Genomic DNA, 23,583 nt, shown 5'->3' with positions numbered 1-23,583 from the left:
GGCCTAGGGTCGCGTCGCATGACACCGAGGACCACGAATGCGCCTGCCTTCTTCGCCTTTATCGCCTTGCCAACGGCCGCCGCGCCGCTGGTCCTGAAGGGCTGATATCACATGGCGCGCTCCCTTGGCCTCTCCGCATACCTGACCTTTGCCCGCCGCCTTCCGGCGACGTCCGCCCCGCCATCTTCGGCGCGTCCCGAAGGTGAACTGCTCTGGCTTCATTGCCCAAGCGCCGAGAACGCCCGCACGGTCGCACGCCTTGGCCAGCGCCTCGCGGCACAACGCCCCGGCCTTTCGCTCCTGCTTACGACATCGCCCGGCACACGCCGCCCAAACGGCCTCCCCGAAAGCGTGATCTGGCAGGCCTGCCCCTCCGAAAATCCCGACGACGTGCGCCGTTTTCTTGACCATTGGCACCCGGATGCCGGTCTTTGGCTCGGCCCATACCTGCGGCCCGCGCTGATCGACGCCGCCGTGCGCCGCAGCCTGCCCCTCTACTTTGTCGATACCGGCGAGTTGCTGCTCGAAAACCGCCTCTGGCGCCTCGGCCCAGACCCGATCCGCCCGACATTGGCGCTGTTCAAAGCCATTCTCGTGCCTGACGGAGAGGCGATGCAGCGTCTGCGCAAGCTGGCCCCAGACACAGATCGCCTCCTCGAAAGTGGGCCACTGCTTGAGGAATGCCCGGCGCTGCCGTGCAATGAGACGGATCTCGAGGATATCTCGCAGGCACTTGGGGGGCGCCCGACATGGCTCGCTGCGCGGCTTCATCTGTCCGAACTGTCTCCGGTGCTTGCCGCACATCGCGCTATGCTACGCCTGTCGCATCGCTTGCTTCTGATCGTCGTGCCCGCCAACCCGGCCGAAGCCGATCAGTTCTACACGACATGTCGCGAAAGCGGTTGGCGCGTGGCGCATTGGGACGACGGCGACGTTCCCGAGGACAAGACCCGCGTGATCCTGTCCGGCGACCCGCGAGAGCTTGGCCTCTGGTATCGCGTCGCCCCGGTCACTTTTCTCGGCTCGTCCCTCGTTCCGAAACAGGGCGGCCAAAACCCGCTTGAACCTGCGGCGCTTGGCTCGGCTGTTCTTTATGGCCCCAGCATCCGCAATCATCTCGAGGCCTATTCGCGCTTGGCCGATGCCGGGGCGGCCCGTATCGTGCGCGATGTCGACAGCCTCGTGAGCGCGCTCGGCCAAGTCCTCGCTCCGGACATCACCGCGCGCATGGCCCATGCAGGTTGGGAAATCGTATCGGAGGGCGCGGAAGTGTCGGATCAGATCATCACGCTCTTGCAAGAGGCGCTTGATCTTTCAGAGGTCAACGCATGAGGGCGCCCGCGTTCTGGCATACCGATCCCGAAGCGCTCGACTGGCGCGCCCGCTGTCTCGCGCCGCTTGGGCGCCTCTACGCGCATCAAACCGCCAAACGCCTCGCCAAAGGCGCGGACACCGCCCATCGCACTGGTGTTCCCGTGATCTGTATCGGCAACCTAAACGCAGGCGGCACGGGCAAGACACCGACAACCATCGCTCTCCTGCAAAGGCTTCAGGCGCGCGGACTGACCCCGCATGTCGTCTCGCGCGGCTATGGCGGTACGTTCGAAGGCCCGGTGCAAGTCGACGAGCGCAACCACCGCGCCGACGAGACAGGTGACGAACCGCTCCTCCTAGCCGCCTTTGCGCCCACGTGGGTCGCCAAGGACCGCGCCGCGGGCGCACGCGCGGCCGAAACGGCCGGGGCGGATGTGATCCTGATGGATGACGGGTTTCAGAACCCGAGCCTGGCCAAGGACGCCTCCGTGATCGTGGTCGACGCACAAAAGGGCTTTGGCAACGGCCTCTGTATCCCCGCCGGCCCCCTGCGCGAACCGGTGGCCACAGGTCTTTCACGCGCCGATCTCGTCCTTTCTATCGGCCCCTCCGAGGCGCAATCCCGTTTCGCCGACGTCTGGGGCGCCTCTCTCTCCAGCCTGCCGCATGTCACCGGCGCGCTGGCACCGCTGCAAATGGGCATGGACTGGAGCGAAACGCCCTATCTCGCCTTCGCGGGCATCGGCCACCCGGAGAAGTTCTTTGCCACACTGCGTAGCCTCGGCGCGCATCTCGTGCATGGTGAAGCGCTCGAGGATCACCAACCCCTGACCGCCGCCCTGATGGCGCGGCTCGAACGCGACGCGCTTCTCCACGGTGCCCAGCTTGTCACAACGGAAAAGGACGCCGTGCGACTGCCGGCGTCCTTCCGTTCCAAGGTTCTGACCTTGCCCGTCCGGCTTGAGATTGCCGACTGGACCGCCGTAGACGCGCTCTTGGATCGCGTCCTGGCGAAAGGCTCTTAACCCTCGAGCTTCGCGTCGAGGATTTTCTTCAGATCGGCATAGCTCATGTTCGAGTGCTTCTCGCCGTTGATGATCATCGTCGGGGTGCCTTCGATATCATGACCCGACACATTGGCCTCGGACCATTCCACAAGCGCGCGCGCCTTGTCTTCGTCACGCATACAGGCATCAAGCTTCTCTTGATCGACCCCGGCAATGCGGCCGATCTTCTTGAGCTCGTCCACAATCGCGACAGGATCACCAGACCGCGCCCAATCCCGCTGCCCTTTCATGAGAAGCTCAGTGATGCCAAAGAATTTTTCTTCCCCGCCGCAGCGCGCGATCATCGACGCCCAAAGGCCAAGCTGATCAAAATACACATCGCGGAAGACAACCTTGACCTTGCCGGTATCGACATAGTCGGCCTTGAGAGGCTTCAGGATTTGTTCATGGAACGTCGCGCAATGCGGACAGGTGAACGAGGCGTATTCTATCAACTCGATGGGTGCATCCGCCTGACCAAGAACCATCTCGACAATCCCGCGGTCCTCTGCCGGCGCGGCATCAGTGCTGGTCTCGTTCGACGCGATCAACGTTGTGGAGTTGGTGGTGGCGACGTCTTCCGTGTTGCCTTGGGTGACCCAATAGGCCGCCCCGGCCACAACGGCCAGCGCAACAAGGAGAATGGGGACGATACGGTTCATCAGGAAACCTTTCCTAGCGTTTTGTCTTGTTCAATACGTTTCCGGCCAGACGTTCAAGCGCCTCCCGGAGGCCGTCATCCGAAACCGGCGCAGCGACATCATGCGCTGCGGCACGGATATCATCGGGCAATGCGGTCTCGGTCTGTTTCGGTTTGGGCGTGAAGGTGGCCTGCCCCTCGGCAAAGCCCGTCGCTGCCGTCTGCGTGATCCGAAGGCGTTCGATCGCGTTATAGCCGTAGATTCCATTGACCTTGGCCCGGATGCGATCCTTCTGCATCTCAAGCATTGGGGCCTGCGCACCCGTTGTCAAAACGGTAAGCGTCGCGCCAAGGCCCTGCCGGCCATACTTGACATCCACCGGCCTGCAGATCGCCGCAATGTCTTCGCCCACGATCTCTTGCCAATGCGTCAAGACCCGCGTCACGGCGAATCCCCGGCTCTCGCCCGCCTTGCGGATACGCTCCCGCAATAGCGTCGATGTGCGGGCAAAGCCTTTGGTGGTCGCGCGGCGCATGAGATCCCTTGCATGTTCTTCGTGCGCGCTATTTTAGTGTCCACACCGCGCGGCACCAGCGAAACCAACCGTCAGGAGAATAAATCTTGCGTGAAGAGCCACGATCCGAGGCCCTGCTCGAATGGTATGACCGCCATGCTCGCGTGCTGCCATGGCGCATCGCCCCGGCGGATCACCGTGCAGGCATGCGCCCCGATCCCTATCGTATCTGGCTCTCCGAGATCATGCTGCAACAGACCACCGTGGCCGCCGTAAAGGACTATTTTGCCCGCTTTACAACGCTTTGGCCCACAGTTGAGGCGCTTGCCGGGGCCGAGGACAGGACAGTGATGGGCGAATGGGCGGGGCTCGGCTATTACGCGCGCGCCCGCAATCTGCTCAAATGCGCCCGTGTGATCGCGCAAGAGCACGACGGCGTGTTTCCCGATACCGTCGAAGCCCTGCAACAACTCCCCGGAATCGGCCCCTATACCGCCGGAGCCATTGCCGCCATCGCCTTTGACCGCCCCGCCGTGGTGGTGGATGGCAATGTCGAGCGCGTGATGGCCCGCCTCTTCGATATCCACACGCCACTCCCCGCTGCCAAGGCCGAACTGACCGAACGCGCCGCCGCCCTGACCCCCGAAACACGTCCCGGCGATCACGCACAGGCTGTGATGGACCTTGGCGCCACGATCTGCACCCCGCGCAACCCTGCCTGCGGCCTCTGCCCGTGGCGCGATGGCTGTCGTGGACGGCTCAATGGCACGGCGGCGGACCTGCCGAAAAAGACACCGCGCAAGCCCAAGCCGATCCGCCACGGCACAGTTTACATCGCGCGGCGCATCGACGGTGCGTTCCTTCTCGAACGCCGCCCAGACAAGGGGCTTCTCGGTGGCATGCTCGGTTGGCCCGGTTCTGACTGGATCGAGGGCGACACACCCGCCCATACCGCCCCGATCCGCGCCGAGTGGAAGACCCTGCCCGCCGAAGCACGCCATACGTTCACACATTTCCATCTACGCCTGACGGTGAAGACGGCCCTCGTGCCCCTCGACCGCACCCCGCGCACAGGCGAGTTCATCGAGAAAGAGGCCTTCCGCCCCTCCGACCTGCCGACCGTGATGCGCAAGGCCTTCGACCTTCTCCAAGGCGCATAATATCGCATTGCACCGCGCCGCTCGGAGGCTCAGAATACAGGCGCGCGCAAGACACCGGAGAAGACCATGATCCCGTCCGCCCAAGTCGCCAAATTCCAAAGCGCCCTGCCGTTCTGGCTCTCGCTGCTGCTGATCCCTTTGATCTGGATCGTCGCGGGCCTTGGCTCGTGGTGGGTCCTGCTGATCCCTCTCACGACATGGTATCTCTTTGCGCTGCTCGATGCGGTCACCGGCCTCAACCTCGACAATGCTGACCTCGACACGACCGAGGACGATCTCCTTTGGTATCGCGCCATCACGATGATCTGGCCCGCGCTGCAATTCCTGACGCTCTATGGCCTGATCTACTATGTGACACATACCGATCACCTCTCCACCGGGGCGACCATCGGCCTGTTCTTCGGAGTCGGCATCGTCACCGGCACGATCGGCATCAACTACTCGCACGAGTTGATGCACCAAAAGAACAATCGCGAGCGTTGGCTCGGCGATATCCTCCTCTCCATGGTGCTCTACTCACATTTCAGAACCGAGCACCTGCACGGTCACCACGTTTATGTCGGCACCCCCCGCGACCCCGTCACCGCGCGCTACAATGAGGGGTTTCACCGCTACTTCCCGCGCGTCCTCTGGCAGGTGCCGCTCTCGGTTTTTCGGCTCGAAAAAGCCCGCCTCGCCCGCAAGGGCCTGCCTTGGACCGACCTCTCCAACCCCTTCTTCCGCTACTGGGCGCTTCAGGCCGCGATGCTCCTCCTCGCGCTGATCATCGGCGGCTGGACCGGGCTCTTTCTCTTTCTCTGGCAGGCCTATATCGCCATCTGGCAGCTCGAACTGGTGAACTATGTCGAACACTACGGCCTGACCCGCAAACACCTTGGCGAGGGCAAATACGAACACGTCAAACCGCACCATAGCTGGAACGCGGCGCACCGGGCGACGAACTGGCTCCTCATCAACCTCCAGCGCCACTCGGACCACCATTACAAACCCGACCGCCGCTTTCCACTGCTTCAGAACTATACCGAGGAAGACGCCCCGCAACTGCCCTACGGCTACCCGCTCATGGGCGTCGCCGCGATGATCCCACCGCTCTGGAAGAAGGTGATGAACCCCCGCGTCCGCAAATGGCGCGCGATGTATTACCCCGAGATCACCGACTGGCACCCCTACAACAAGGCCAAGACCCCGATGCCGCGGTGAGGTGTGAGGCTATGCGGGACTTTGCCGCCTTTGGGTTTTGAATAGAAGCTTCAGTTTTTTGCTGGCAGGGTTATGGAAGTGCATGATTTAACAGGTTGGGATCAAAATGAAGGGGCGTCCCGAGACGCCTTAATCGACCTTGAAAAAGTGGCGCCCTTCTCACTGCCTGAAAGCTACGTGAGCTTCTTGTCTGCTAGTAACGGCGGCGAGGGACCACTCAGCATCGATCCCTACTGGCTTATTCTTTATTCGGCGGAAGAGGTTGTCGAGATTGATAGGTCCGCTTCATTTCATGAGTTCTTCCCAGACTGCTTCGTCATTGGTGGCAGCGGTGGGGGGCTTGCAGTGGCTCTAACCGCCGACCAATCGAGAGGCATCAAGGTTGTTCTTTTCGATATGACCAACGTCGATCTTCAAGAAAGCAGCATAGAGATCGCGCAATCATTTGAAGACCTGCTGGCGCTACTTGAGAATAGAAATGACTGATCGCCGCATTGGCTCTCCGGCGAATAGCAAACAGCCCAACAAAAAGACCCCGCCACAAGGGCGGGGCATAGGTATGCGTGCCATGTGAAAGTCAGACCACATGGCACTGGCGGTATTCTTCTGGGATGATCAGTTCGGGCGCTCGGCCATCTCGGCGCGGATCTGTTGGCGGAAGATGTCGATCGGGACTTGTTTGCCGTCCTTCTTGATCCCCCAATAGGTCCAGCCGTTGCAGCTCGGCGCGCCTTCGAGATGAGCACCGACCTGATGGATCGACCCCTTCACATCATCGCCGATAAGCGTGCCATCGGCGCGCACCTTGGCCTTGTGGCGGCCATTCATCGAGTAAAGCTGTTCACCGGGGCGCAGCATGCCGCGCTCCACGAGCTGCCCGAACGGGACGCGCGGTTCGGCGCGTTTGCTCGCCGACACCTGAAGCGCCTCACGGTCGAACTTGCGCACCTTCTTGAGGCGTTTCTCGGCGACCTTGCGATAGGCTTCCTCGCGCTCGATCCCGATAAATTCGCGGCCAAGCATCTTCGCCACTGCGCCGGTCGTGCCGGTGCCAAAGAACGGGTCAAGCACCACATCGCCGGGATTGGTCGACCCGACCAGCACGCGATGCAGCAGGCTCTCGGGTTTTTGCGTCGGATGCGCCTTGTCGCCGTTCTCATCCTTCAGGCGTTCATGCCCGTTGCAGATCGGCAGAACCCAGTCCGAGCGCATCTGAATGCCCTCGTTGAGCGACTTCAGTGCCTCATAGTTAAACGTGTATTTCGCGCCTTCCTCTTTCGAGGCCCAGATCATCGTCTCATGCGCATTGGTGAACCGCTTGCCGCGGAAGTTCGGCATCGGGTTCGCCTTGCGCCACACCACGTCGTTGAGGATCCAGAAACCCTGGTTCTGCAACTCTGCGCCGAGGCGGAAGATGTTGTGATAGGAGCCAATGACCCAGATCGCCCCGTTCGGCTTCAATAGGCGGCGTGCCGCCGCGAGCCATTCGCGGGTGAACTTGTCATAGGCGGCAAAGCTCGCGAACTGGTCCCATTCGTCATCGACCGCGTCCACCTTCGAGTTGTCCGGGCGATGCAGATCGCCGCGAAGCTGAAGGTTGTAGGGCGGATCGGCAAAGATCAGGTCGATCGAATTTGCCGGCAGACTGTTCATCATTTCGATGCAGTCGCCGTCCAGAATCGTGTTTAGAGGGAGCGCTTGCGCGCCCTTTGCTTTGGTCTTCGTCATCATGTCTGCCTCATTACCCGGCACGATTTTTCGCGCTCTTTGGTTAAGACAAAGATGATTCAAACCCGATTCGCCGTCAATTTCTTTTTTGAATCAAGGGGTTACATTTTACTCTTGATACAAGATATTGTGCACCGGCTTGAAGGAACGTCTATGGTGTGGGGTCACACCAAGATTTTGCAGCGCCGCTTTGTGGCTTTTTGATGGATATCCGGCATTGGTCTCCCACCCGTAGCCGGGAAACTGTTGCGCCAAATCCCACATGATCCTGTCGCGTTCGATTTTCGCCATGATGGAGGCCGCCGAAATCGACAGGGATCGGGCGTCCCCTTTGACCACGGCTTCGCTCGATCCGGTCAAACCGCGCGGGATCATATTGCCGTCGATCAAAAGGTGATCGACGGGCGCGCGCAATCCCGCAACCGCCCGCTCCATCGCAAGGTGGCTCGCGCGCAGGATGTTCAATTCGTCGATCTCTTCGACGCTGGCATGGGCGATAGAGACCTCGGCCATCTCGTGGATCACATCATAGAGCACCTCGCGCCGTTTCGCCGTGAGCGCCTTGGAATCATTGAGCCCCTCCGGAATACGCCCCGGATCAAGCACCACCGCCGCCGCCGTCACAGGCCCGGCCAATGGCCCCCGGCCGACTTCGTCCACACCCGCCACGCGCGCCAGTCCACGCGCAAAGGCGGCTTCTTCAAAACTAAGATCAGGTGTCATCATACCGCCAGAAACCCGATCCACCCCGAAGGCGCAACATGAAAAAGGCCCGGAGAACTGGGGATCCTCCGGGCCTCATGGGGGCAGCGTGTTCTAGGGACAGGGACAGCCGCCCTCCTGCTCGACTTAGTAGTTCACAAGGCGGTAGCCGTTGTTACGCAGGCAGTGCGGCTTGTAACCATAGCGCATCAGACCCTTCTTGGTTTTCACGTTGATCCGGCAATGGTTCGGCAGGTGGTTGATCTTGCCGTAGTTCTTCACGAGACAATTCTGCCCCATCATCGGCACACGACCGTGGCGCGTGTTGAACACAAAGCGGCATTTCGCCGGGAGGTTCTTGCGCGCGTGATGCGGGTTGCGATAGCGGTTGTGGTTCGGATTGTAGCCGCCGTGACGACGGTGCACATAATCCCTGTCATTGTCTTCAAGCGCTTTGCCAATGATGAACAGCGCCGCGAGGCCTGCCGCGATCTTCGCCGCGTCGCCGCTATCTGCGGCCCGCGCCGGGGCAGCAGCAAAGCCGGTCATGGCAATCGATGCCGCAAGAACGGCAGCAAGGGTTCGGTTGGTCAGGTTGCGGAACATGGGGTCTTCCTTTCGTTGCGATATACATGTCTCCGACACGTCGCGCCGGAAGTTGATGATCCACCCTCCCCCAGACCCCGAAAGACAGGCAATATCACCCCCCTGTTATCCGATAACAGCCGCACAAAACCCTGTTGTTATTGAAAAACATGCGCCCCTCGGTCAGATTGCCTGCATGACACAGAAACTTGCCATACTCTCCCTTATCGCCGCTTTGGGCCTCGCACCTGCCGCCGCATCGGCGGCCTGTTACGTGGAATACAAAGCCAAGCGCGACACGCCCTATGCCTTGATCTATGATGTGGCGACAGTGGGCGGTCCCTGCACCCGCCAGGACGCCAAGGCCAGGCTGGCCCGGCAGCTCAAATCGCAGGGGCTGGTCCTTCTCAAGGTGATTTCCGTCACCAAACGCTGATACCTGGAACAGGGAGAGGGGCCTTGCCCGAAGATACCATTCTCGCTTCCGAGTCCCGCCGCTCTGGCAACCGCATCGTGATCGGCGGGCTGATTGCCATTGTCGGTATCTTGCTCGTCGCGGCTATCCTGTTGTTCTCGAACTTGCCTGATGCCAACGCCTTTAATGCGCGAGTCGAACGGATATTCATCGAGAACGACACCCTGACCTCTGAGGCTGAGATCAAACTTCTTGAGATTCTCGCCCGCTCAGGCACCGCCTTCTCTGAAGTGCTCTCCTCTTACCGGATGGTGATCTTCGTGCTCCTGACCTTTGCCACGGCGATGCTCATCGCGGCACTGGTGTTCCTTGTCATGCTCGTGGTGATGAACCGCCGCCTTGCCGCCATCGAACGCTCAGGCATTCAGGTCAACTCCCTCCTCATCAGCCGCGAAGAGAAGGCCGTCTATCTCAACAACATGGATTTCAAACTCACCGACGCCGCGATGGAAACCCTCTCGGTGCTGGCCGAAGCGCGGCTTGATGACGATGTGCTGACCGGGGCCGAGATCGAGGCGATGATCTCCGGCAAACCCGCCGCCGATTGCGAAGAGGCCGCGGGCGCGACCCGTATCAAACGCCTGCGCGACAGTCTCGGCAACCAGTTGGTGAGCGAGCTTCTGGTCAAGAACATCGCCCGCAAGGGTTATATGCTCTCGATCGACAAGGACGTGATCCGCATGCTCTAGGCGCGGCGCGCAAGGATTCTCGAAATCGCTTGCCCCCAGACATTTGACAATTCCCCCGGTTCCGGCAAAGCCTTGCACCTCGTGCATCTTGCACGTCCCAGACCATCCAAAGGTGCTCCCGTGGAATTGACCCCCGACCTGATCCGCTCGACCTATGACGCCATCAAACCTGCCACGACGCGCACGCCCGTTGTCAAAGCGGCGCGGCTTTCGCTGCATCTCGGGATCGACCTTTACCTCAAGCTCGAGAACCTCCAGCACACCAACGCCTTCAAGGCCCGCGGTGCGTTGGCCAAACTCCTGACGCTCTCCGAGGCCGAACGCGCCGCCGGCGTGATCGCCTGTTCCGCCGGGAACCACGCGCAGGGCGTCGCCTATCATGCGACGCGGCTCGGCATCCCTTCGACCATCGTCATGCCCGAGGGCACCCCCTTCAACAAGGTCAAGCGCACCGAGGAATTTGGCGCCGAGGTTGTCCTCCACGGGCGCGGCTTCGACGAAAGCGTGCAGTTCACCCTCGACATGGCCCGCGACAAGGGCATGACCTTCATTCACCCCTTCGACGATCCCGTGGTCGCTGCCGGTCAAGGCTCCGTCGCCCTCGAGATGCTCGAACAGGAACCCGACCTCGATACCATCGTCGTGCCCATTGGTGGTGGTGGCCTCATCGCGGGCATGGCCATGGCGGCCAAATCCGTCAAACCCGAGATCGAGATCGTCGGCGCCCAAGCCGAGAGTTTCGATGCCGTGCGCGCGCGCTTCTACCAAGTCCCGACCGAGTTTGGCGCCATGACCCTTGCCGAGGGCATCGCCGTCAAGGAACCCGCCGAGGCCAACCTCGCGATCATCTCGCGCTATGTGGATCGCGTGGATAGTGCGTCCGAGGCCGAGATTGAGGACGCCATCTTTGACATCCTCTCGGATGAGAAACTCGTCTGCGAAGGCGCCGCCGGAGCGGGCCTCGCCGTCATCAAGAAGCACCGCGACCGTTTCAAGGGCAAAAAGGTCGGCCTCGTGATCTGCGGTGGCAATATCGACTCGCGCCTGCTCTCGACGCTGATCCTGCGCGGTCTCATGCGCGACGGGCGCATCGCGCGCCTCACCTTCGAGATCGACGACACGCCGGGCCAGCTCTCCAATATCTCGCGCATTATCGGCGATGCTGGCGCCAACGTCATTGAGGTCATTCACCAACGCATGATGCAGAGCGTCTCTCTCAAACGCGCCGAGCTCGACGTGGTGATCGAGGCCCGTGACAAGGAACATGTGCAGGCGATCCTCGCAAAATTGTCCGACGCAGGCTTTGCCGTGCGTCTCGACGCGGACCCGGTCTAGACCGGGTCAGGAGCGCTCATTTGCCGGGCAATCCGCCGCGCGCCCATGGCGCGGGACAATCACATTCAGGTGATCACCCGCAGGCACGAGGCTGCTGACGCTATCCAGTTACAATTTCCTTGATAGACTTCCCTGCGTTGTAATCATCATCAAGGACACGACCTATGCGCCACGTATTAATCGCAGCTCTCCTCGTCGCCCCGACTCTTACCATTGCCGAAACACCCGAAGAAAAAGCCGTCGAAACCCGGCAGGGCTACTTCTCTCTTCTCGGTGCCAACATGGGCGTCTTTGCGGGCATGGCAAAAGGCCAGATCGACTATGACGCCGAGGCCGCACAAAAAGCCGCGGATAACGTCGTGCTTCTTTCGAGCTACAATACCGGTCACCTCTTCATGGAAGGCACGTCGTCGCTCGACCTCGACAATACCCGCGCCCTGCCCGACATCTGGGACGACATGGCCGGGGTAGAGGCCAAGTTCGACAACCTCAACAAAGCCGCGCTCGCCATGCAAGCGGTTGCTGGCAACGGCAAGGCCGAGATGGCCGGCGCGCTCGGGACGCTCGGCGGTGCCTGCAAATCCTGCCACGACGACTACCGCGCAGACTAAGGCCGCCCCATGAACAAGCAGATCACCGAAGACGTCTCCCAAGAGAAAATCTGGGACATTGGCACGCGCCTGTTCCATTGGGCCTTGGTGATCTGCGTCGCCGCGGCATGGGGGCTCGGCAAGTTCGGCCCCAACATCATGACGCTACATTTCTATTTCGGCTACGCGGTGATCGCGCTTCTGGTGTTCCGCGTGATTTGGGGGTTGGTGGGCCCAGCCCCAGTGCGCTTTGCCTCTTTTCTTTACGGCCCGCGCACCACGCTGCGCTATTTGCGGACCCTTGGCACGCCGAAGCCCTCCTATTGGCCCGGTCATAACCCGATGGGCGCGCTTTCCGTATTCGCCATCCTCGCGGCGTTGATCGCGCAAGTCGGGACCGGTCTCTTTTCCGATCCCGACGACTTCATCAATGTCGGCCCGCTCGCAGGGTATGTCAGCTCCGAAGCCAACCGCACCGCAACCTTTATCCACAACCGGATGCTCTGGGTGATCCTCGCCCTTGTCGTGCTGCACATCGCGGCCATCGCCTATTACAAGCGGTTCAAGGGCGAGAACCTCGTGACTCCGATGATCACAGGCTGGAAACCCGTGCGCCGCGACGAAAGCCGCGACTGACGCGACCTCAGGCCCTCATCCTGTTCACGAACAGGTCGTTCTCGAGGATGTCTTCCTTCCGCGCCTCAATCTCGCCGACATCCCAGGTCGCGCTAAGGTAACGCCCCCGCGCCCAGTCCGCCTGACCAGACGAGAGCCAGACCACAAACCCCGCCGCAAGCTCCGGCGCATCGACGAGATACTGATGCATCCCCTCCGGCATGTTGTGACCAAGCTCTGTCGCCACACCGCCGGGGTGGATCGCAAAACATTTGATCCCGTCCGCCTCGTGATCGTTCTGCACGAACTCGCAGAGGCGATTGATGGCGTGCTTGGCGGTTTGGTAGTCCGAGGCCCCGGGCATCACGAATTGTGCCCCAATCGACGACAGCAGGATCAGGTGCCCACCGCTCTTGCCTTCCGACGCCCAGCGCGCCGCCGACTCGGCCAGTGGCGCAAGGCAATAGCGCGCCACATGATAGGCCCCGCGCATATTCACCTCCCAGTTCCGCCACCACCCTTCCGGGTCGCTCTCGCCGATCTTGACCCACGGGCCGAGATAACCGGCATTCGCGTCCGCCACATCAATCGCGCCAAAACGCGCCTTGCAAGCGTCAACCGCCGCCGAAACCTCCCCGGCCTGCGTCACGTCACAAACCGCATAGGCGCATTCCGTCTCCGGGTTGGCTTCCGTCACGAGGGCCTGCGTCTCCTCAAGCGCCGCCTCCGAGCGTGCAAGCAGGAACACCGCCTTGGCGCCGGCCTTGGCAAAGGCCACCGCCGTCGCCTGCCCAATCCCCCGCGATGCCCCCGCCACAAGAACAACCTTGCCCCGCGCGCTATCCTTGAGCCCCGCCGCCGGGTCGATGGAATCATACGGCGCGTGATGTTCACTAAAGTCCGGAAATTGTGTCTGAATAGTCATGGCTACTCTCCAATAAGCTCTCTGTTGGTCCCGATGAACATACCCACCACGGCCTCAAGTTACCTGCCACATTCTCCCCAAGACCTGCCCGATCCTCCGAAAGCCCGCGTTATTCGCCATATGTATAGGAAGATGGCGACCCCGGCAGGATTCGAACCTGCAACCTGCCCCTTAGGAGGGAACCGTTCATAGCGCTATTCCTTCTGTGATTTCTTGCTCTTGGGTGTTTGTACAGTGTCCGCCTGTACGTGGTTTGTACGAAAACGGGCCCTGACATCGGCCTCATCCGTCTCCGCGTGGGCGTAGATACGCATCGGCAAATTGGGGTCTGACCAGCGGCCAGCCTTGGCCGCCGTGACCGGATCGACGCCCTGGCGCACGACCAATTCAGTGAAGAACCCGTGTCGCCCTGCAGGATGTGCGGATATGTATGGGATGCCTGCGCGTTTGCAGATGGTCTTCCAGCGGGTGTTGTAGCCTGTCGAGCTGCCATAGCCGAAGACGCGTGGCTTCATGAACTTGCCAGTCTTGCGGTTCTTTGGCCGCTTCGGCGGCAAGGCCAGCAACTCATCCATCATCTGAGGCGATACGGTGATCCAGCTTTCCGGATGACCCTTCTGCGCCTTCACCCTGACCTTGTTCTCGGCCGGTCGCAGATCGTCAGGCTCAATCGAGACGGCCTGATCGATCCGCGCCGCCGTCTCGAACATGAAACGGACCAAAGCGGCGTTGTAAGGATCAGCCGCTCGGCAGAAGGCTTCGATCCATTCCTTGTCGGCGGGCTTGCGTTCCACGCGGCTCAGCTTTCCGCGTCGCTTGTCCTGGGCGATCCGCTCGAATTTGTCATAGGGCTTCACCCGGATCAGAGGCGTTCCTTCCAGCTCATGCGCGTTGTTGATCACCGCACTCGCTGGCGTCACGATCTCGCGCCACCAAGTGTCGGTCGACGCCTTCGGTTTGAGTTTCGGACCAAGGCCCTTGAGAAGCGCGCCAGAGATGGCACCCAGTGGCAAGTCGCCAATCTCTTCGACAATCGGGATCAACTGCTTTGCGGTCTTGGGAGAGGCGTTATAGAGCATGATTGCATCGGAGAAGGTCTTGCTCGGCTCATCTCCAACAACATGGCGACGTATCTGGAGCTCGGTCTCGCGGTTTATCCAGTCCCGAGCGCCTGCTTCTGTAGATGCCTTAGTGCTTCGCCGGTATGGGCCTGCGATTGGCCTGCCGTTGTACTCGACCCAGCCCTTAGCCCAGTAGAAGCGACCCCTCTTGTAGATTTGGAGCGGCATGCCTGGCCTCCTTCAAAAATCTTGTCGATCTGCGCGGGTGTGATGAGCATGGTCCGTCCAAGCCGGTAGAATGCCCCGGTCTCATTTGCCCTCTCCCGAAGTGTTCGCTCGGAAATCTCGATGCCCATGTCACCCATGAGCTCAACCCATTCCTCGGGTTTCTTGCCTAGAGCCAATATTTGAGAGCTGTCAGCATACTCTTCATTTGACATTGCTCAGCTCCCTCTGCCCGCGTTTGCGGCTTTAGGCTCGGCTTTCACCGTGAACTGGGCGACATACTTTTCCCACGCACCTTTGGGGATTTTCGGGTTTCGTTTCCCTGGCGCGGTGAAGATGTGATCCAGCATGTCCTCGCGGATCAAGTAGCGAACGTTGGTCACAGGAATACCAACGCGCTCGGCAAGTTCTTTCGGTGTTTCAAGAAATTTCGTCATGCGTCACCTCTGGCTGTCCAGACCACGAAACGAAGCAGAAGATTCTCTTTTGCCTTCAGAATGAAACAAAAGTACGCTCGGTATGAGAGAAACGAGCGCATAGCCACGTAGCATAGTCACACTGTAAATATGTGACCATATTCGTGGTCAATGCAACTAATTTCAAGGTTGCACATGACTGTAGAGGGCCTAGGACACCGCTTGTCGGCAATAAGACGCCAAGAAAAACTGTCTCAAGAAGAAATGGCTGAGCGTCTTCACGTCAGCCGGAGCGCCTATCAGTACTATGAAAGGGGAGAACGCGATCTGCCCGGATCGCTCTTATTGAAGGTGTTTCAGGAGTTCGAGGCTGACCCGCTGTGGGTGCTGGAAGGCGACGTTGAACCAGGACTGACCCGGCGTGAACGAGAACTGGCGCAGGCCTACCGCAAGGTCGGAATGGCCGTTGAGCACCGGATCAATGAACGGGGCCTCTCAGTGCCGGATGAAAAGAAGTGGGACGCGATTGATTTCCTCTTTGCTGAGTTCCTCAATCAGGACCCATTGAATACGACCGAGAATGCGCCCGACACACAACGAGTAGACCGCATCCTGGGGCTGGTCGCGTGATGTCTGAGGGTCAGCTGCCATCAAACGTCCACGTGCTCAAGCCGCGAACCATGTCGCTCTCAGATCGGCTTGACCTATTTCTTGAGAAGAACGCTCTAGCTCCAGATGAAACACTAGTCCGGCGCGATCCAACACGTCCCAAAGCGCCAGGGATCAACGCAATTAGGTGCGCCTGTTGCGGGCAGATGGAGTATCTCACGAGGGAGTATTGTCGTTGCGGGCATTACCTGCTCGGTCAGCTCGAGGATGAATTTCTGGAATGGAAAGACGGCCTCAAAAGAGCTAGTGAAGATATTGCCGAGACTACAGAACAAAGACTAAGAGCAGTTCGGCTAATGAGCCTTGTCTCCATGCCATTTATCGTTGCTCCTTTGCTGTATTTTGTATTCAATCGGTCTGAAATCACGATATATGCGATTATGAGCACCGCAATAGGTGTGATGATCTTGGGTGTGATGGCAATCACAGAAGCACACGTTTGCAAGCCGCTTCGAGCAAGCAAGGCGCTTTTGGAAAACTGTACATGGCAGCATTTTTTGGAGTCTCGTTCGTGGCCTGGAAACATTTCAGAAAATTTGGATTGACGATGGGCGTGACTTGCAAGGCTTTCGTCAGGGCGATGACGATATGACGATATGACGATGAAGTTTATTGACCTTTTTGCAGGTCTAGGCGGGTTTCACAGGGCTCTCCATAATCTTGGGCACCACTGTGTATTCGCCTCGGAACTCGATGATCAGCTAGCAGACCTTTACGAAAAAAATCACGGCATTCGCCCTTCTGGTGACATTACAAAGGTCTCGGCTGAAAAGGTACCTGCTCACGACATTTTATGCGCCGGGTTTCCCTGTCAGCCGTTCTCAAAGGCGGGTGCTCAACTCGGAAGGGAGTACCCTGGGTCAGGAACTCTCTTCGACGATGTGTTGCGCATCCTACGAAAACGCCGACCCGGTCACGTAATTCTGGAGAACGTTCCCAATCTATTGCGCCATAACAGCGGCCAAACTTGGGCTGGTATGGAAGCTCAACTGGAGAACATAGGATACGACGTCAAATCCACTCTTCTCTCGCCCCATATGTTCGGCGTTCCCCAAGTCCGAGACCGCGCCATCATCGTTGCAAAGCAGGGCAAGAATTCGCTAAAGGACTTCACTTGGCCCGGGCGGAAAAGGGCTAAAGACGAGCTGGATATCAGGGATGTTTTAGATGATCGCCCGAATGATGCGAAGTACCTCCCAAAGAGCTTCATCTCATACCTGGATGCGTGGCAACGGTTCTTGGACATCTACCCCGAAGATGTTCCTCTTCCATCGTTTCCGATATGGGCGATGGAGTTTGGAGCTACCTATCCATATGTTGGGCACACTCCTCACTCTTTAATCGAGCAGGCTTTAACAGGACTCAGAGGCGCATTCGGCGACTTATTGTCTGGCGACCGTGCATCTGACTTTGCTTCGCTACCGCCTTACGCGCGCGAAACCAAACCTCGCTTTGCTTCGTGGAAAGAGCGCTTCATTTCTCAAAACCGAGAGCTCTATGGCTTTGCTCCAGAAGCCTTTGATGCATGGTTGCCGTCGATTAGGCAGTTTGCTCCAAGCTTTCAAAAACTTGAGTGGAACTGGAAGGGCGGACCGCGCGATATCCGAAGCGGTATTATCCAGTTTCGCGCGTCCGGAATTCGGGTGAAACGACCGACAGTAGCCCCTTCTCTTGTGGCGCTAACCACGAGCCAAGTGCCCGTCATCGGATGGGAGCAAAGGTATATGACTGTCCGAGAGTGTGCCCGGCTTCAGAGTATGGGCGGCTTCGAATACATGCCGGAAACCAGGCAAGCCGCTTACAAAGCGTTAGGCAATGCGGTGAACGTCGATGTAGTCCAATCCGTTGCCGCTCGTCTGTTGGGCCAAGATAATTGTTCATCCACTTTACATTAAGGCTCTTTCAATGACGCTCCGAAAAGTTCCGATCAATCCCGGCGTTAGTGTTCTGGGCGTTCTAAAGCACCTGAACTACAAAGAATGGTTTGCCATCGCCGAATTCGTTGACAACTCAGTGCAGAGTTTTCGAGCCAACAGAAATGCCCTAGCTGCAGCCGGATCGAGATATTTGCGTGTTCAAATCTTGATCTCTGATGATGGCATCATTCGGATCGAAGACAACGCAGCGGGTATACCACTTTCGGAGTTCCCGCGTGCCTTTCGTCCTGCGCAGGCTCCGGAGGACGCCAGTGGCTTGTCAGAGTTTGGCATGGGCATGAAGTCTGCTGCCTGCTGGTTTGCACCTCGTTGGTCGGTCCGCACTAAAGCTCTCGGCGAAGCTGTAGAACGCACGGTAGAATTCGATATTTCCTCAATCGTCGACCAGTCTATTGAAGAGTTGGATGCGGACGAGCGACCTGCGTTAGAGCAATCTCATTACACTGTAGTTGAACTACGCGATGTTGTCCGCCTTCCACGCACTAAGACGCTAGGGAAGATCCGCGAACACCTCAGCGACATTTATCGACAGTTTATCCGAGAAGGTTGGCTGCAACTCGAAATAAAAGGAGAGGCTTTGAAATATGATGAGCCTCCAATTCTCCATCAGCCTCCAGAATGGGACAAGGAGGCCGGACCTATTGAATGGCATAAAGAAATCGACTTCGATTTTGGTCAAGGCAAAAGCGCCAAGGGGTTCGCTGCACTGTTCGCAACCGCGAGCACTAGACGGGCTGGCTTTGCATTGTTTCGGCGAGGAAGGCTCATTCAAGGTAGTGCGGATGAGGGTTTTAAGCCGCAAGCCATTTTTGGAAGCGCGAACAGCTTTAGACGTCAGCGCTTGTTTGGTGAATTGGAACTCGAAGGTTTTGAAGTCTCACATACAAAAGACGGTTTCCAGTGGGACGAGAGCGAACAAGAAGCGTTCCTGGAACTCCTCAAGGAGAGACTTGCAGAGGAACCCGTCCCGCTCTTGAAACAAGCAGATGATTTCCGTGCGCGAAAAGCAAAAAATGAACTTGCTGTTGTCGCGCAAAAAGCAGCCGCTGAAACAGCGCATGACGCGGAAAAAGGACTTGTTTCCGCGTCGATTGATCGTGATGTGTCACGTGTGGTTCTTGAAAAAGAACCAGAAGACAATGCACGAGAGTTAGCAGACGAACACTTCGAGGCGACCATTGACGGCCAAAAGTGGGAAGTCCACGTCCAACCAACAGTTGATGACGCTGAACGAGATTGGCTAAGGGTCGTAGATTCACAACTCGAGGATGGAACTCGGAAAATTCTGATCCGTGTTTCAGCTCATCATCCCTTTAGCGTGAGGTTCATCGACGATGATGAACGTGCGTGGCAGGTGATGCTCCGGACTGCAGCGTCCATCGCGATTGGCCAACTGCTGGCAAAGCTCGGCAGCAAGGAAGCTGCACTGGGCGCATCCGCCACTGTCAGGGGCGTAAACAAGGCTTTGAAAGGTATGAGTGAATGACGGCGGTATCTGGGGTAGCAACGATTAAAAACCACCCTCCGAGAGGGGGCTCATGGAGTCCTGTAGAGGGTCCGGAAGTAGGCGACTTGCTTGAAAGGACATTTCCCACTGATCCCGTTGCTCGAAGAAGTCTTGCTGAGGCATCACGAGCGATCCTAGCACGTTGCGCCGAACCGGTTTCTAGCACCGGAAGCACAAGTGAGGCCGGCCTTGCTGTCGGATATGTCCAAAGCGGCAAAACGTTGTCTTTCACAACTGTGGCTGCGCTTGCCAAGGACAACGGCTACGCGATGGTTATCCTGATTGGTGGCACCTCACTATATCTGCTTGGGCAAACAGAAGGGCGGCTAACGAACGATCTTGCTTTGGAGGAAAAGCGGACATGGTTACATGTGCGCGGTCCCCGCTCGGGCATTAGTGAGGCTCAACGCAACGCAGATGTTCAAACAATTCAATCTGCGCTTGACGAATGGGAAGATGATGACTTCGACACCGATGAATGTCGAACCGTGATCATCACCGTAATGAAGCACGCGGGGAACCTCAGCACGCTCGCGAAAATGATCGAGCGTCTGAGAATTCCTTCCGCACCGGTGCTCATAATTGATGATGAGGCCGATCAAGCAAGCCTGGATGGCAATGCGGGTTCGCCAAAGAAACCTACAGTTACAAAGACCTACGCTGCGATTTCGGAACTTCGAGATGCAGTGAAACTAGGTGGAGCAAATCATACGTTCTTGCAGTACACCGCCACGCCCCAAGCGAACCTCCTGATTGAGATAAGCGATGCTCTTTCGCCCAGCTTTGTGCAGGTTCTCGAGCCAGGTGACGCTTATGTTGGCGGGAGGGAACTATTTCTAGAAAAAGAGGACGCCCACATAAGGAGGATTCCTGCTGGCGAAGTCGATAGGGCTCTAGAAATGCAAGAAGGGCCGCCGAACAGTTTGCGGGATGCGCTCGCTTCGTTCTTGGTTGGCATCGCGGCCGACTACTCTTCTGGGTTTTCTAAAAAACCCAAAGCAAATCGATCGATGCTGGTCCATCCTTCCAGACTTACCGGAGACCACTCCAGGTTGCGTGAATGGATGGAACGCATGAAGTCAGACTGGTCCGATCTGTTGCATGAAGACGCCGAGTTATCTGCACCGGAGGAACGAAACGCTCTGTTTGACCTGCTGGGCAAAGCACACAAGGACCTGGTAAGAACAGACGCTTCCCTACCAGCACTCTCAGAACTCGTTCCATTCTTGCGCCGTGCACTTGTAAGAACAGAAATCCTGGAGCTCAACAAAGGTGCGCCGCCTGTTCCGTGGAGTCGCCATTTCTCGTTCATACTGATTGGAGGTCAGGCAATCGAACGTGGCTTCACTGTTGAAGGTTTGACCACGACCCATCTTGCTAGAAGCCTTGGCCAAAAGTTGGCGGACTCCATTCAACAGCGCGCACGTTTCTTCGGCTACAAGAGAGGGTACCTCGGCAGAGTAAGGATTTGGATCGATGATGATACGCGCGCTGTGTTCAAAGAATACGCCAAACATGAACAGGACCTACGTTCTCGACTTAAGCCAATTGCGGAGGCTGGACGGCCCCTAAGAGATTGGCGGAGAGAGTTTCTTCTTGACCCAAGCTTGAAGGCTACTCGCAGAAATGTACTTGCCCGTGGCGTTAAGCAGAGGCAACTCTCCGACGATTGGTTGACTTTGGACCGGCCCGCGTTGAATGGCCCCGACCTGGAAGAGAACCGCAGGTTGGTTGAACATCTGCAGTCTTCCTTGGAAATGGATGAAGATCATGGCCACAGCGAGCGCACGCCTGAGCAACGCCACTTGATTTCTTCCCCTATACCCATTCCTGAACTTCTCAGTATCTTGACAGATGCAAGAGTTGCTGACCTCGATCAACGCGACTTGCTTTACGGCGCAATGCTGCAACTCGACGCTTTCAGCGGTGATCCGGGACGGACAGGTCGAGTGGTCTTGATGGGGAAAGGCAGTCCTCGCGTCCGCACGATAGCCAGCGGAAAAATCGCTCAATTGTATCAAGGGCGAAACCCTCGGTCAGGAGTGCCCATTTACCCAGGCGATCGCGAAATCATGATGCGCGACGAACCAACACTGCAAATACACATGTTGCAGTCAAAGGACGGCACGTTGCTTCAAATACCAGCTTTTGCTCTCTGGGTTCCCCAGAAGTACAAAGTTGGAACCCTTGTTCAACCAACTGCTTGAGTCGTTTGATGGCTATGCTCCTGAGAAGCTTGAAAACGCTGAAACCTCCAAAATCAGCAACATTTAGCATTACCAAGTTGAGCCAGAATCCCGTCGTGTACGCCGCTTTGGATCATCTTGGTCGGCCTGCGCTATTGGTTGAGGCGAACGACGCAAGATCACGAGAAGTAGTCCGGCGAGGGCTCCGCTTGCAGCATCGAGCTTCCTGCCATGTGGACTTGAACGGGAAAGAAGAACAACTCAACGTTTCGCTGGTCGCCTGCGAGTCCGATGATGTCACCCTTCAAGAGGCATTCATTTCAGTAGGCGAAATCGTGCTGCAGCGTCTCCGGTCTGCTGCACAAGCAGACGTTGTTGCGATTTTGGAAGAGCTCATTGAACTTCTCGAGAGACCTGGTGAACCAAGTCGTGAGGGAGCAATCGGATTGTTTGCCGAACTCCTGGTACTATCGTTGGCGAATGACCCAATGGTAGCTGTAAAGGCGTGGAGGGTTGGTGCGTCCGACAGGTTTGACTTGGCGCTGGGTACGGCGCGCATAGAAGTCAAAGCTTCTGGAACAAGAGAACGCCGCCATCGTTTTTCGATGGAGCAATGTGCTCCAGACCCAGGTACGAAGGCCTTTGTCGCTTCCACACTCGTCCATGAAACCTCTAACGGAACAAGCGTTCGAGAACTGGCGGAGCGAGTTCAAGGGTTAGTGAAAGCTGACGCAGAGCTTGTAATGAAAGTCCAGCGCACACTTTTTTCAGTAATGGGGCTTCCTCGTCCAGGCGAACCGACTTTTGATGAGGCCCATGCGCTCACAAAATTAAGCTGGTATGACGTTGAAGATATTCCGGCGATCCGGTCTGCGCCAAAGCATGTGGACCAAGTCCGATTTAGAATTGACTTGGAAGTTGCGGAGTCTTTGACTGTCGAAGAAGTCGCGTCGAGAGCCCCTTGCCTAGAGCCATGTCTACCGTATTGAAGCGACAAGTTGATGAGCTTCCTTGAACACCCGATGCACCCCGGTGAAGTCCTGAAAGAGCTTTACCTCGTTCCGCTTGAGATGGGGGCCATCGCGTTTGCGCGGCATCTGGGCGTGCCTAGGACGCGGATCGAGCGGCTGATCAAGGGAACGACTGGAATCACGCCAGACACTGCGATGCGTCTTGCCCGTGTTTTCAACACAACGTAAGCGGTGCGCCACCCCCACACTTACGGCATAGCGCTTGATCTGCGATTCAGAGGCTTCTTTGATATGTGGGGAGTTTCTCGATGGGAGCTATAAGCGAGTTTCTGGCAAGTGTGCCGCGTCGGGCCGATGGTAAGCGGAACTGGCCGTCGGAGTTGAAGGCGCGGATCGTGGCGGAGACGTTGATTGAGGGCGAGACGGTCAAGGCGGTGGCGAAGCGATACGAGCTGATCCCCAGCACGGTGTCGGATTGGCGGCGGATGGCGCGTCAGGGCAAGTTGGTTTTGCCAAACCTGGATGGCATGGATTTTGTGCCTGTTGAGATCGAGGCAGCCGGACCTGTAGCCGAGGCTTTGCCCGCCATATCCTCGAACACAATTGATGTGATCAGAGACGACGTCACTGTTCGTCTTGACGCTGCCACACCAGCGGCGCGGATCGCCGAGATCGCCCGGGCCATGGCCACGTGATTGCCCCATCACACAATGTGCGGATCTTTGTCGCCAGCGATCCGGTTGACTTCCGCAAGGGCCATGATGGGCTGGCAGCTCTGGTGCAGAGCCAGCTGCGTCAGAAGCCCTTCGATGGGTCGGTTTATGTGTTCCGCGCCAAACGCGCGGATCGGCTGAAGCTGATCTATTGGGACGGCAGCGGGCTCGTGATGGCCTATAAGCGGCTTGAGGATAACAGCTTCAAATGGCCCGCGATAAAGAACGGGGTGATGCGTCTGGAACCGGCCCAGTTTGAGGCGCTGTTTGCGGGTTTGGACTGGCGGCGCGTGCGGCCTCTGGAGGTGGCAGCCCCAGCTGCGGCGGAGTGACTCACAGGCACGTTTGCGCGGGTCATTCTGCCCTTGTTTTGTTATGG

The 23,583-nt window shown here is 58.1% G+C and carries 27 protein-coding genes; 19 read left to right on the top strand and 8 right to left on the bottom strand.

The features are described 5' to 3' along the window. The first annotated feature begins 111 nt into the window (after window positions 1–111). Both MK745_RS03045 and lpxK read left to right on the top strand, forming a co-directional pair. Window positions 112–1,332 (top strand): 3-deoxy-D-manno-octulosonic acid transferase, encoded by a 1,221-nt coding sequence (locus tag MK745_RS03045; RefSeq protein WP_243611787.1) that lies wholly within the window; start codon window positions 112–114, stop codon window positions 1,330–1,332. Beyond that, window positions 1,329–2,339 (top strand): tetraacyldisaccharide 4'-kinase, encoded by a 1,011-nt coding sequence (gene lpxK / locus MK745_RS03040; RefSeq protein ID WP_243611786.1) that lies wholly within the window; start codon window positions 1,329–1,331, stop codon window positions 2,337–2,339. The genes MK745_RS03045 and lpxK overlap by 4 nt, the downstream gene beginning before the upstream one ends. Here the strand turns inward: lpxK and MK745_RS03035 are convergent. Both MK745_RS03035 and MK745_RS03030 read right to left on the bottom strand, forming a co-directional pair. Beyond that, on the bottom strand, window positions 2,336–3,022 hold the full coding sequence (locus MK745_RS03035) for a DsbA family protein (RefSeq protein ID WP_243611785.1): 687 nt from the start codon (window positions 3,020–3,022) through the stop codon (window positions 2,336–2,338). The genes lpxK and MK745_RS03035 overlap by 4 nt on opposite strands. A 13-nt stretch (window positions 3,023–3,035) precedes the next feature. Beyond that, window positions 3,036–3,536, bottom strand: coding sequence for a DUF721 domain-containing protein (locus MK745_RS03030; RefSeq protein ID WP_243611784.1), 501 nt, complete (start codon window positions 3,534–3,536; stop codon window positions 3,036–3,038). Window positions 3,537–3,622: 86 nt separating this feature from the next. Here MK745_RS03030 and mutY point away from each other — a divergent pair, with 86 nt between their 5' ends. The 3 genes from mutY to MK745_RS03015 all read left to right on the top strand — a co-directional run bounded on the left by mutY (window position 3,623) and on the right by MK745_RS03015 (window position 6,361). Next, window positions 3,623–4,675: an A/G-specific adenine glycosylase gene (gene mutY, locus MK745_RS03025; RefSeq protein ID WP_243611783.1), complete on the top strand. Its 1,053-nt coding sequence runs from the start codon at window positions 3,623–3,625 to the stop codon at window positions 4,673–4,675. 66 nt (window positions 4,676–4,741) lie between these two features. After that, window positions 4,742–5,875: an alkane 1-monooxygenase gene (locus tag MK745_RS03020; RefSeq protein ID WP_243611782.1), complete on the top strand. Its 1,134-nt coding sequence runs from the start codon at window positions 4,742–4,744 to the stop codon at window positions 5,873–5,875. Window positions 5,876–5,947: 72 nt separating this feature from the next. Then, window positions 5,948–6,361, top strand: coding sequence for an SMI1/KNR4 family protein (locus tag MK745_RS03015; RefSeq protein WP_243611781.1), 414 nt, complete (start codon window positions 5,948–5,950; stop codon window positions 6,359–6,361). Window positions 6,362–6,490: 129 nt separating this feature from the next. Here the strand turns inward: MK745_RS03015 and MK745_RS03010 are convergent, their stop codons facing one another. The 3 genes from MK745_RS03010 to MK745_RS03000 all read right to left on the bottom strand — a co-directional run bounded on the left by MK745_RS03010 (window position 6,491) and on the right by MK745_RS03000 (window position 8,911). Then, a complete protein-coding gene (locus tag MK745_RS03010; RefSeq protein ID WP_243611780.1) occupies window positions 6,491–7,606 on the bottom strand; it encodes a site-specific DNA-methyltransferase in 1,116 nt (371 codons plus the stop codon). 105 nt (window positions 7,607–7,711) lie between these two features. Further along, the gene (locus MK745_RS03005) at window positions 7,712–8,329 is read right to left on the bottom strand and encodes a ribonuclease HII (RefSeq protein WP_243611779.1); all 618 of its coding nucleotides are present in this window, start codon (window positions 8,327–8,329) and stop codon (window positions 7,712–7,714) included. 123 nt (window positions 8,330–8,452) lie between these two features. Continuing rightward, entirely contained in the window at window positions 8,453–8,911 is a 459-nt protein-coding gene (locus MK745_RS03000) for a hypothetical protein (protein WP_243611778.1), read from the bottom strand. A 175-nt stretch (window positions 8,912–9,086) separates the two neighbouring features. Between MK745_RS03000 and MK745_RS02995 the strand changes: the two genes are divergently transcribed. The 5 genes from MK745_RS02995 (at window position 9,087) to MK745_RS02975 (ending at window position 12,615) form a co-directional block, all read left to right on the top strand. Next, on the top strand, window positions 9,087–9,326 hold the full coding sequence (locus tag MK745_RS02995; RefSeq protein WP_243611777.1) for a hypothetical protein: 240 nt from the start codon (window positions 9,087–9,089) through the stop codon (window positions 9,324–9,326). A 23-nt stretch (window positions 9,327–9,349) separates the two neighbouring features. After that, window positions 9,350–10,054, top strand: coding sequence for a winged helix-turn-helix domain-containing protein (locus tag MK745_RS02990; RefSeq protein WP_243611776.1), 705 nt, complete (start codon window positions 9,350–9,352; stop codon window positions 10,052–10,054). A gap of 120 nt (window positions 10,055–10,174) precedes the next feature. Then, window positions 10,175–11,389: a threonine ammonia-lyase gene (locus MK745_RS02985; protein WP_243611775.1), complete on the top strand. Its 1,215-nt coding sequence runs from the start codon at window positions 10,175–10,177 to the stop codon at window positions 11,387–11,389. A 164-nt stretch (window positions 11,390–11,553) separates the two neighbouring features. Continuing rightward, the gene (locus MK745_RS02980; protein ID WP_243611774.1) at window positions 11,554–12,000 is read left to right on the top strand and encodes a c-type cytochrome; all 447 of its coding nucleotides are present in this window, start codon (window positions 11,554–11,556) and stop codon (window positions 11,998–12,000) included. Window positions 12,001–12,009: 9 nt separating this feature from the next. After that, window positions 12,010–12,615, top strand: a complete 606-nt coding sequence (locus MK745_RS02975) for a cytochrome b/b6 domain-containing protein (RefSeq protein ID WP_243611773.1) — start codon at window positions 12,010–12,012, stop codon at window positions 12,613–12,615. Window positions 12,616–12,622: 7 nt separating this feature from the next. Here MK745_RS02975 and MK745_RS02970 read toward each other — a convergent pair whose 3' ends face one another. The 3 genes from MK745_RS02970 to MK745_RS02960 all read right to left on the bottom strand — a co-directional run bounded on the left by MK745_RS02970 (window position 12,623) and on the right by MK745_RS02960 (window position 15,242). After that, window positions 12,623–13,519: an SDR family oxidoreductase gene (locus MK745_RS02970; RefSeq protein WP_243611772.1), complete on the bottom strand. Its 897-nt coding sequence runs from the start codon at window positions 13,517–13,519 to the stop codon at window positions 12,623–12,625. Between the two features lie 194 nt (window positions 13,520–13,713). Beyond that, the gene (locus MK745_RS02965; protein ID WP_243611771.1) at window positions 13,714–14,808 is read right to left on the bottom strand and encodes a tyrosine-type recombinase/integrase; all 1,095 of its coding nucleotides are present in this window, start codon (window positions 14,806–14,808) and stop codon (window positions 13,714–13,716) included. A 215-nt stretch (window positions 14,809–15,023) separates the two neighbouring features. Continuing rightward, complete coding sequence (locus MK745_RS02960) at window positions 15,024–15,242, bottom strand: hypothetical protein (protein WP_243611770.1); 219 nt, start codon at window positions 15,240–15,242, stop codon at window positions 15,024–15,026. 150 nt (window positions 15,243–15,392) lie between these two features. Here MK745_RS02960 and MK745_RS02955 point away from each other — a divergent pair, with 150 nt between their 5' ends. From MK745_RS02955 to tnpB, 9 genes are all read left to right on the top strand, one after another. Continuing rightward, on the top strand, window positions 15,393–15,851 hold the full coding sequence (locus tag MK745_RS02955) for a helix-turn-helix domain-containing protein (protein WP_347813640.1): 459 nt from the start codon (window positions 15,393–15,395) through the stop codon (window positions 15,849–15,851). A gap of 185 nt (window positions 15,852–16,036) precedes the next feature. Further along, entirely contained in the window at window positions 16,037–16,435 is a 399-nt protein-coding gene (locus MK745_RS02950; protein ID WP_243611768.1) for a hypothetical protein, read from the top strand. 51 nt (window positions 16,436–16,486) lie between these two features. Further along, window positions 16,487–17,785 carry a DNA (cytosine-5-)-methyltransferase gene (gene dcm / locus MK745_RS02945; protein WP_243611767.1) on the top strand — a complete coding sequence of 433 codons (1,299 nt, stop codon included), beginning with the start codon at window positions 16,487–16,489 and terminating at the stop codon, window positions 17,783–17,785. Window positions 17,786–17,795: 10 nt separating this feature from the next. Then, window positions 17,796–19,313 carry an ATP-binding protein gene (locus tag MK745_RS02940; RefSeq protein ID WP_243611766.1) on the top strand — a complete coding sequence of 506 codons (1,518 nt, stop codon included), beginning with the start codon at window positions 17,796–17,798 and terminating at the stop codon, window positions 19,311–19,313. Between the two features lie 290 nt (window positions 19,314–19,603). Continuing rightward, window positions 19,604–21,541, top strand: coding sequence for a Z1 domain-containing protein (locus MK745_RS02935; protein WP_243611765.1), 1,938 nt, complete (start codon window positions 19,604–19,606; stop codon window positions 21,539–21,541). Between the two features lie 8 nt (window positions 21,542–21,549). Beyond that, a complete protein-coding gene (locus MK745_RS02930) occupies window positions 21,550–22,509 on the top strand; it encodes a PD-(D/E)XK motif protein (RefSeq protein ID WP_243611764.1) in 960 nt (319 codons plus the stop codon). Window positions 22,510–22,521: 12 nt separating this feature from the next. Continuing rightward, entirely contained in the window at window positions 22,522–22,719 is a 198-nt protein-coding gene (locus MK745_RS02925) for a HigA family addiction module antitoxin (RefSeq protein ID WP_243611763.1), read from the top strand. Window positions 22,720–22,799: 80 nt separating this feature from the next. Next, the gene (locus tag MK745_RS02920) at window positions 22,800–23,186 is read left to right on the top strand and encodes a transposase (RefSeq protein ID WP_243611762.1); all 387 of its coding nucleotides are present in this window, start codon (window positions 22,800–22,802) and stop codon (window positions 23,184–23,186) included. After that, window positions 23,183–23,536 (top strand): IS66 family insertion sequence element accessory protein TnpB, encoded by a 354-nt coding sequence (tnpB, locus tag MK745_RS02915; protein ID WP_243611761.1) that lies wholly within the window; start codon window positions 23,183–23,185, stop codon window positions 23,534–23,536. The genes MK745_RS02920 and tnpB overlap by 4 nt, the downstream gene beginning before the upstream one ends. The last annotated feature ends 47 nt before the right edge of the window (window positions 23,537–23,583 follow it).

This window comes from Shimia aestuarii (assembly GCF_022814865.1).
Taxonomy (GTDB): domain Bacteria; phylum Pseudomonadota; class Alphaproteobacteria; order Rhodobacterales; family Rhodobacteraceae; genus Shimia; species Shimia aestuarii_A.
The sequence above is the reverse complement of the archived record's forward strand: the minus strand, read 5'-3'. Positions and strand labels throughout refer to the sequence as shown.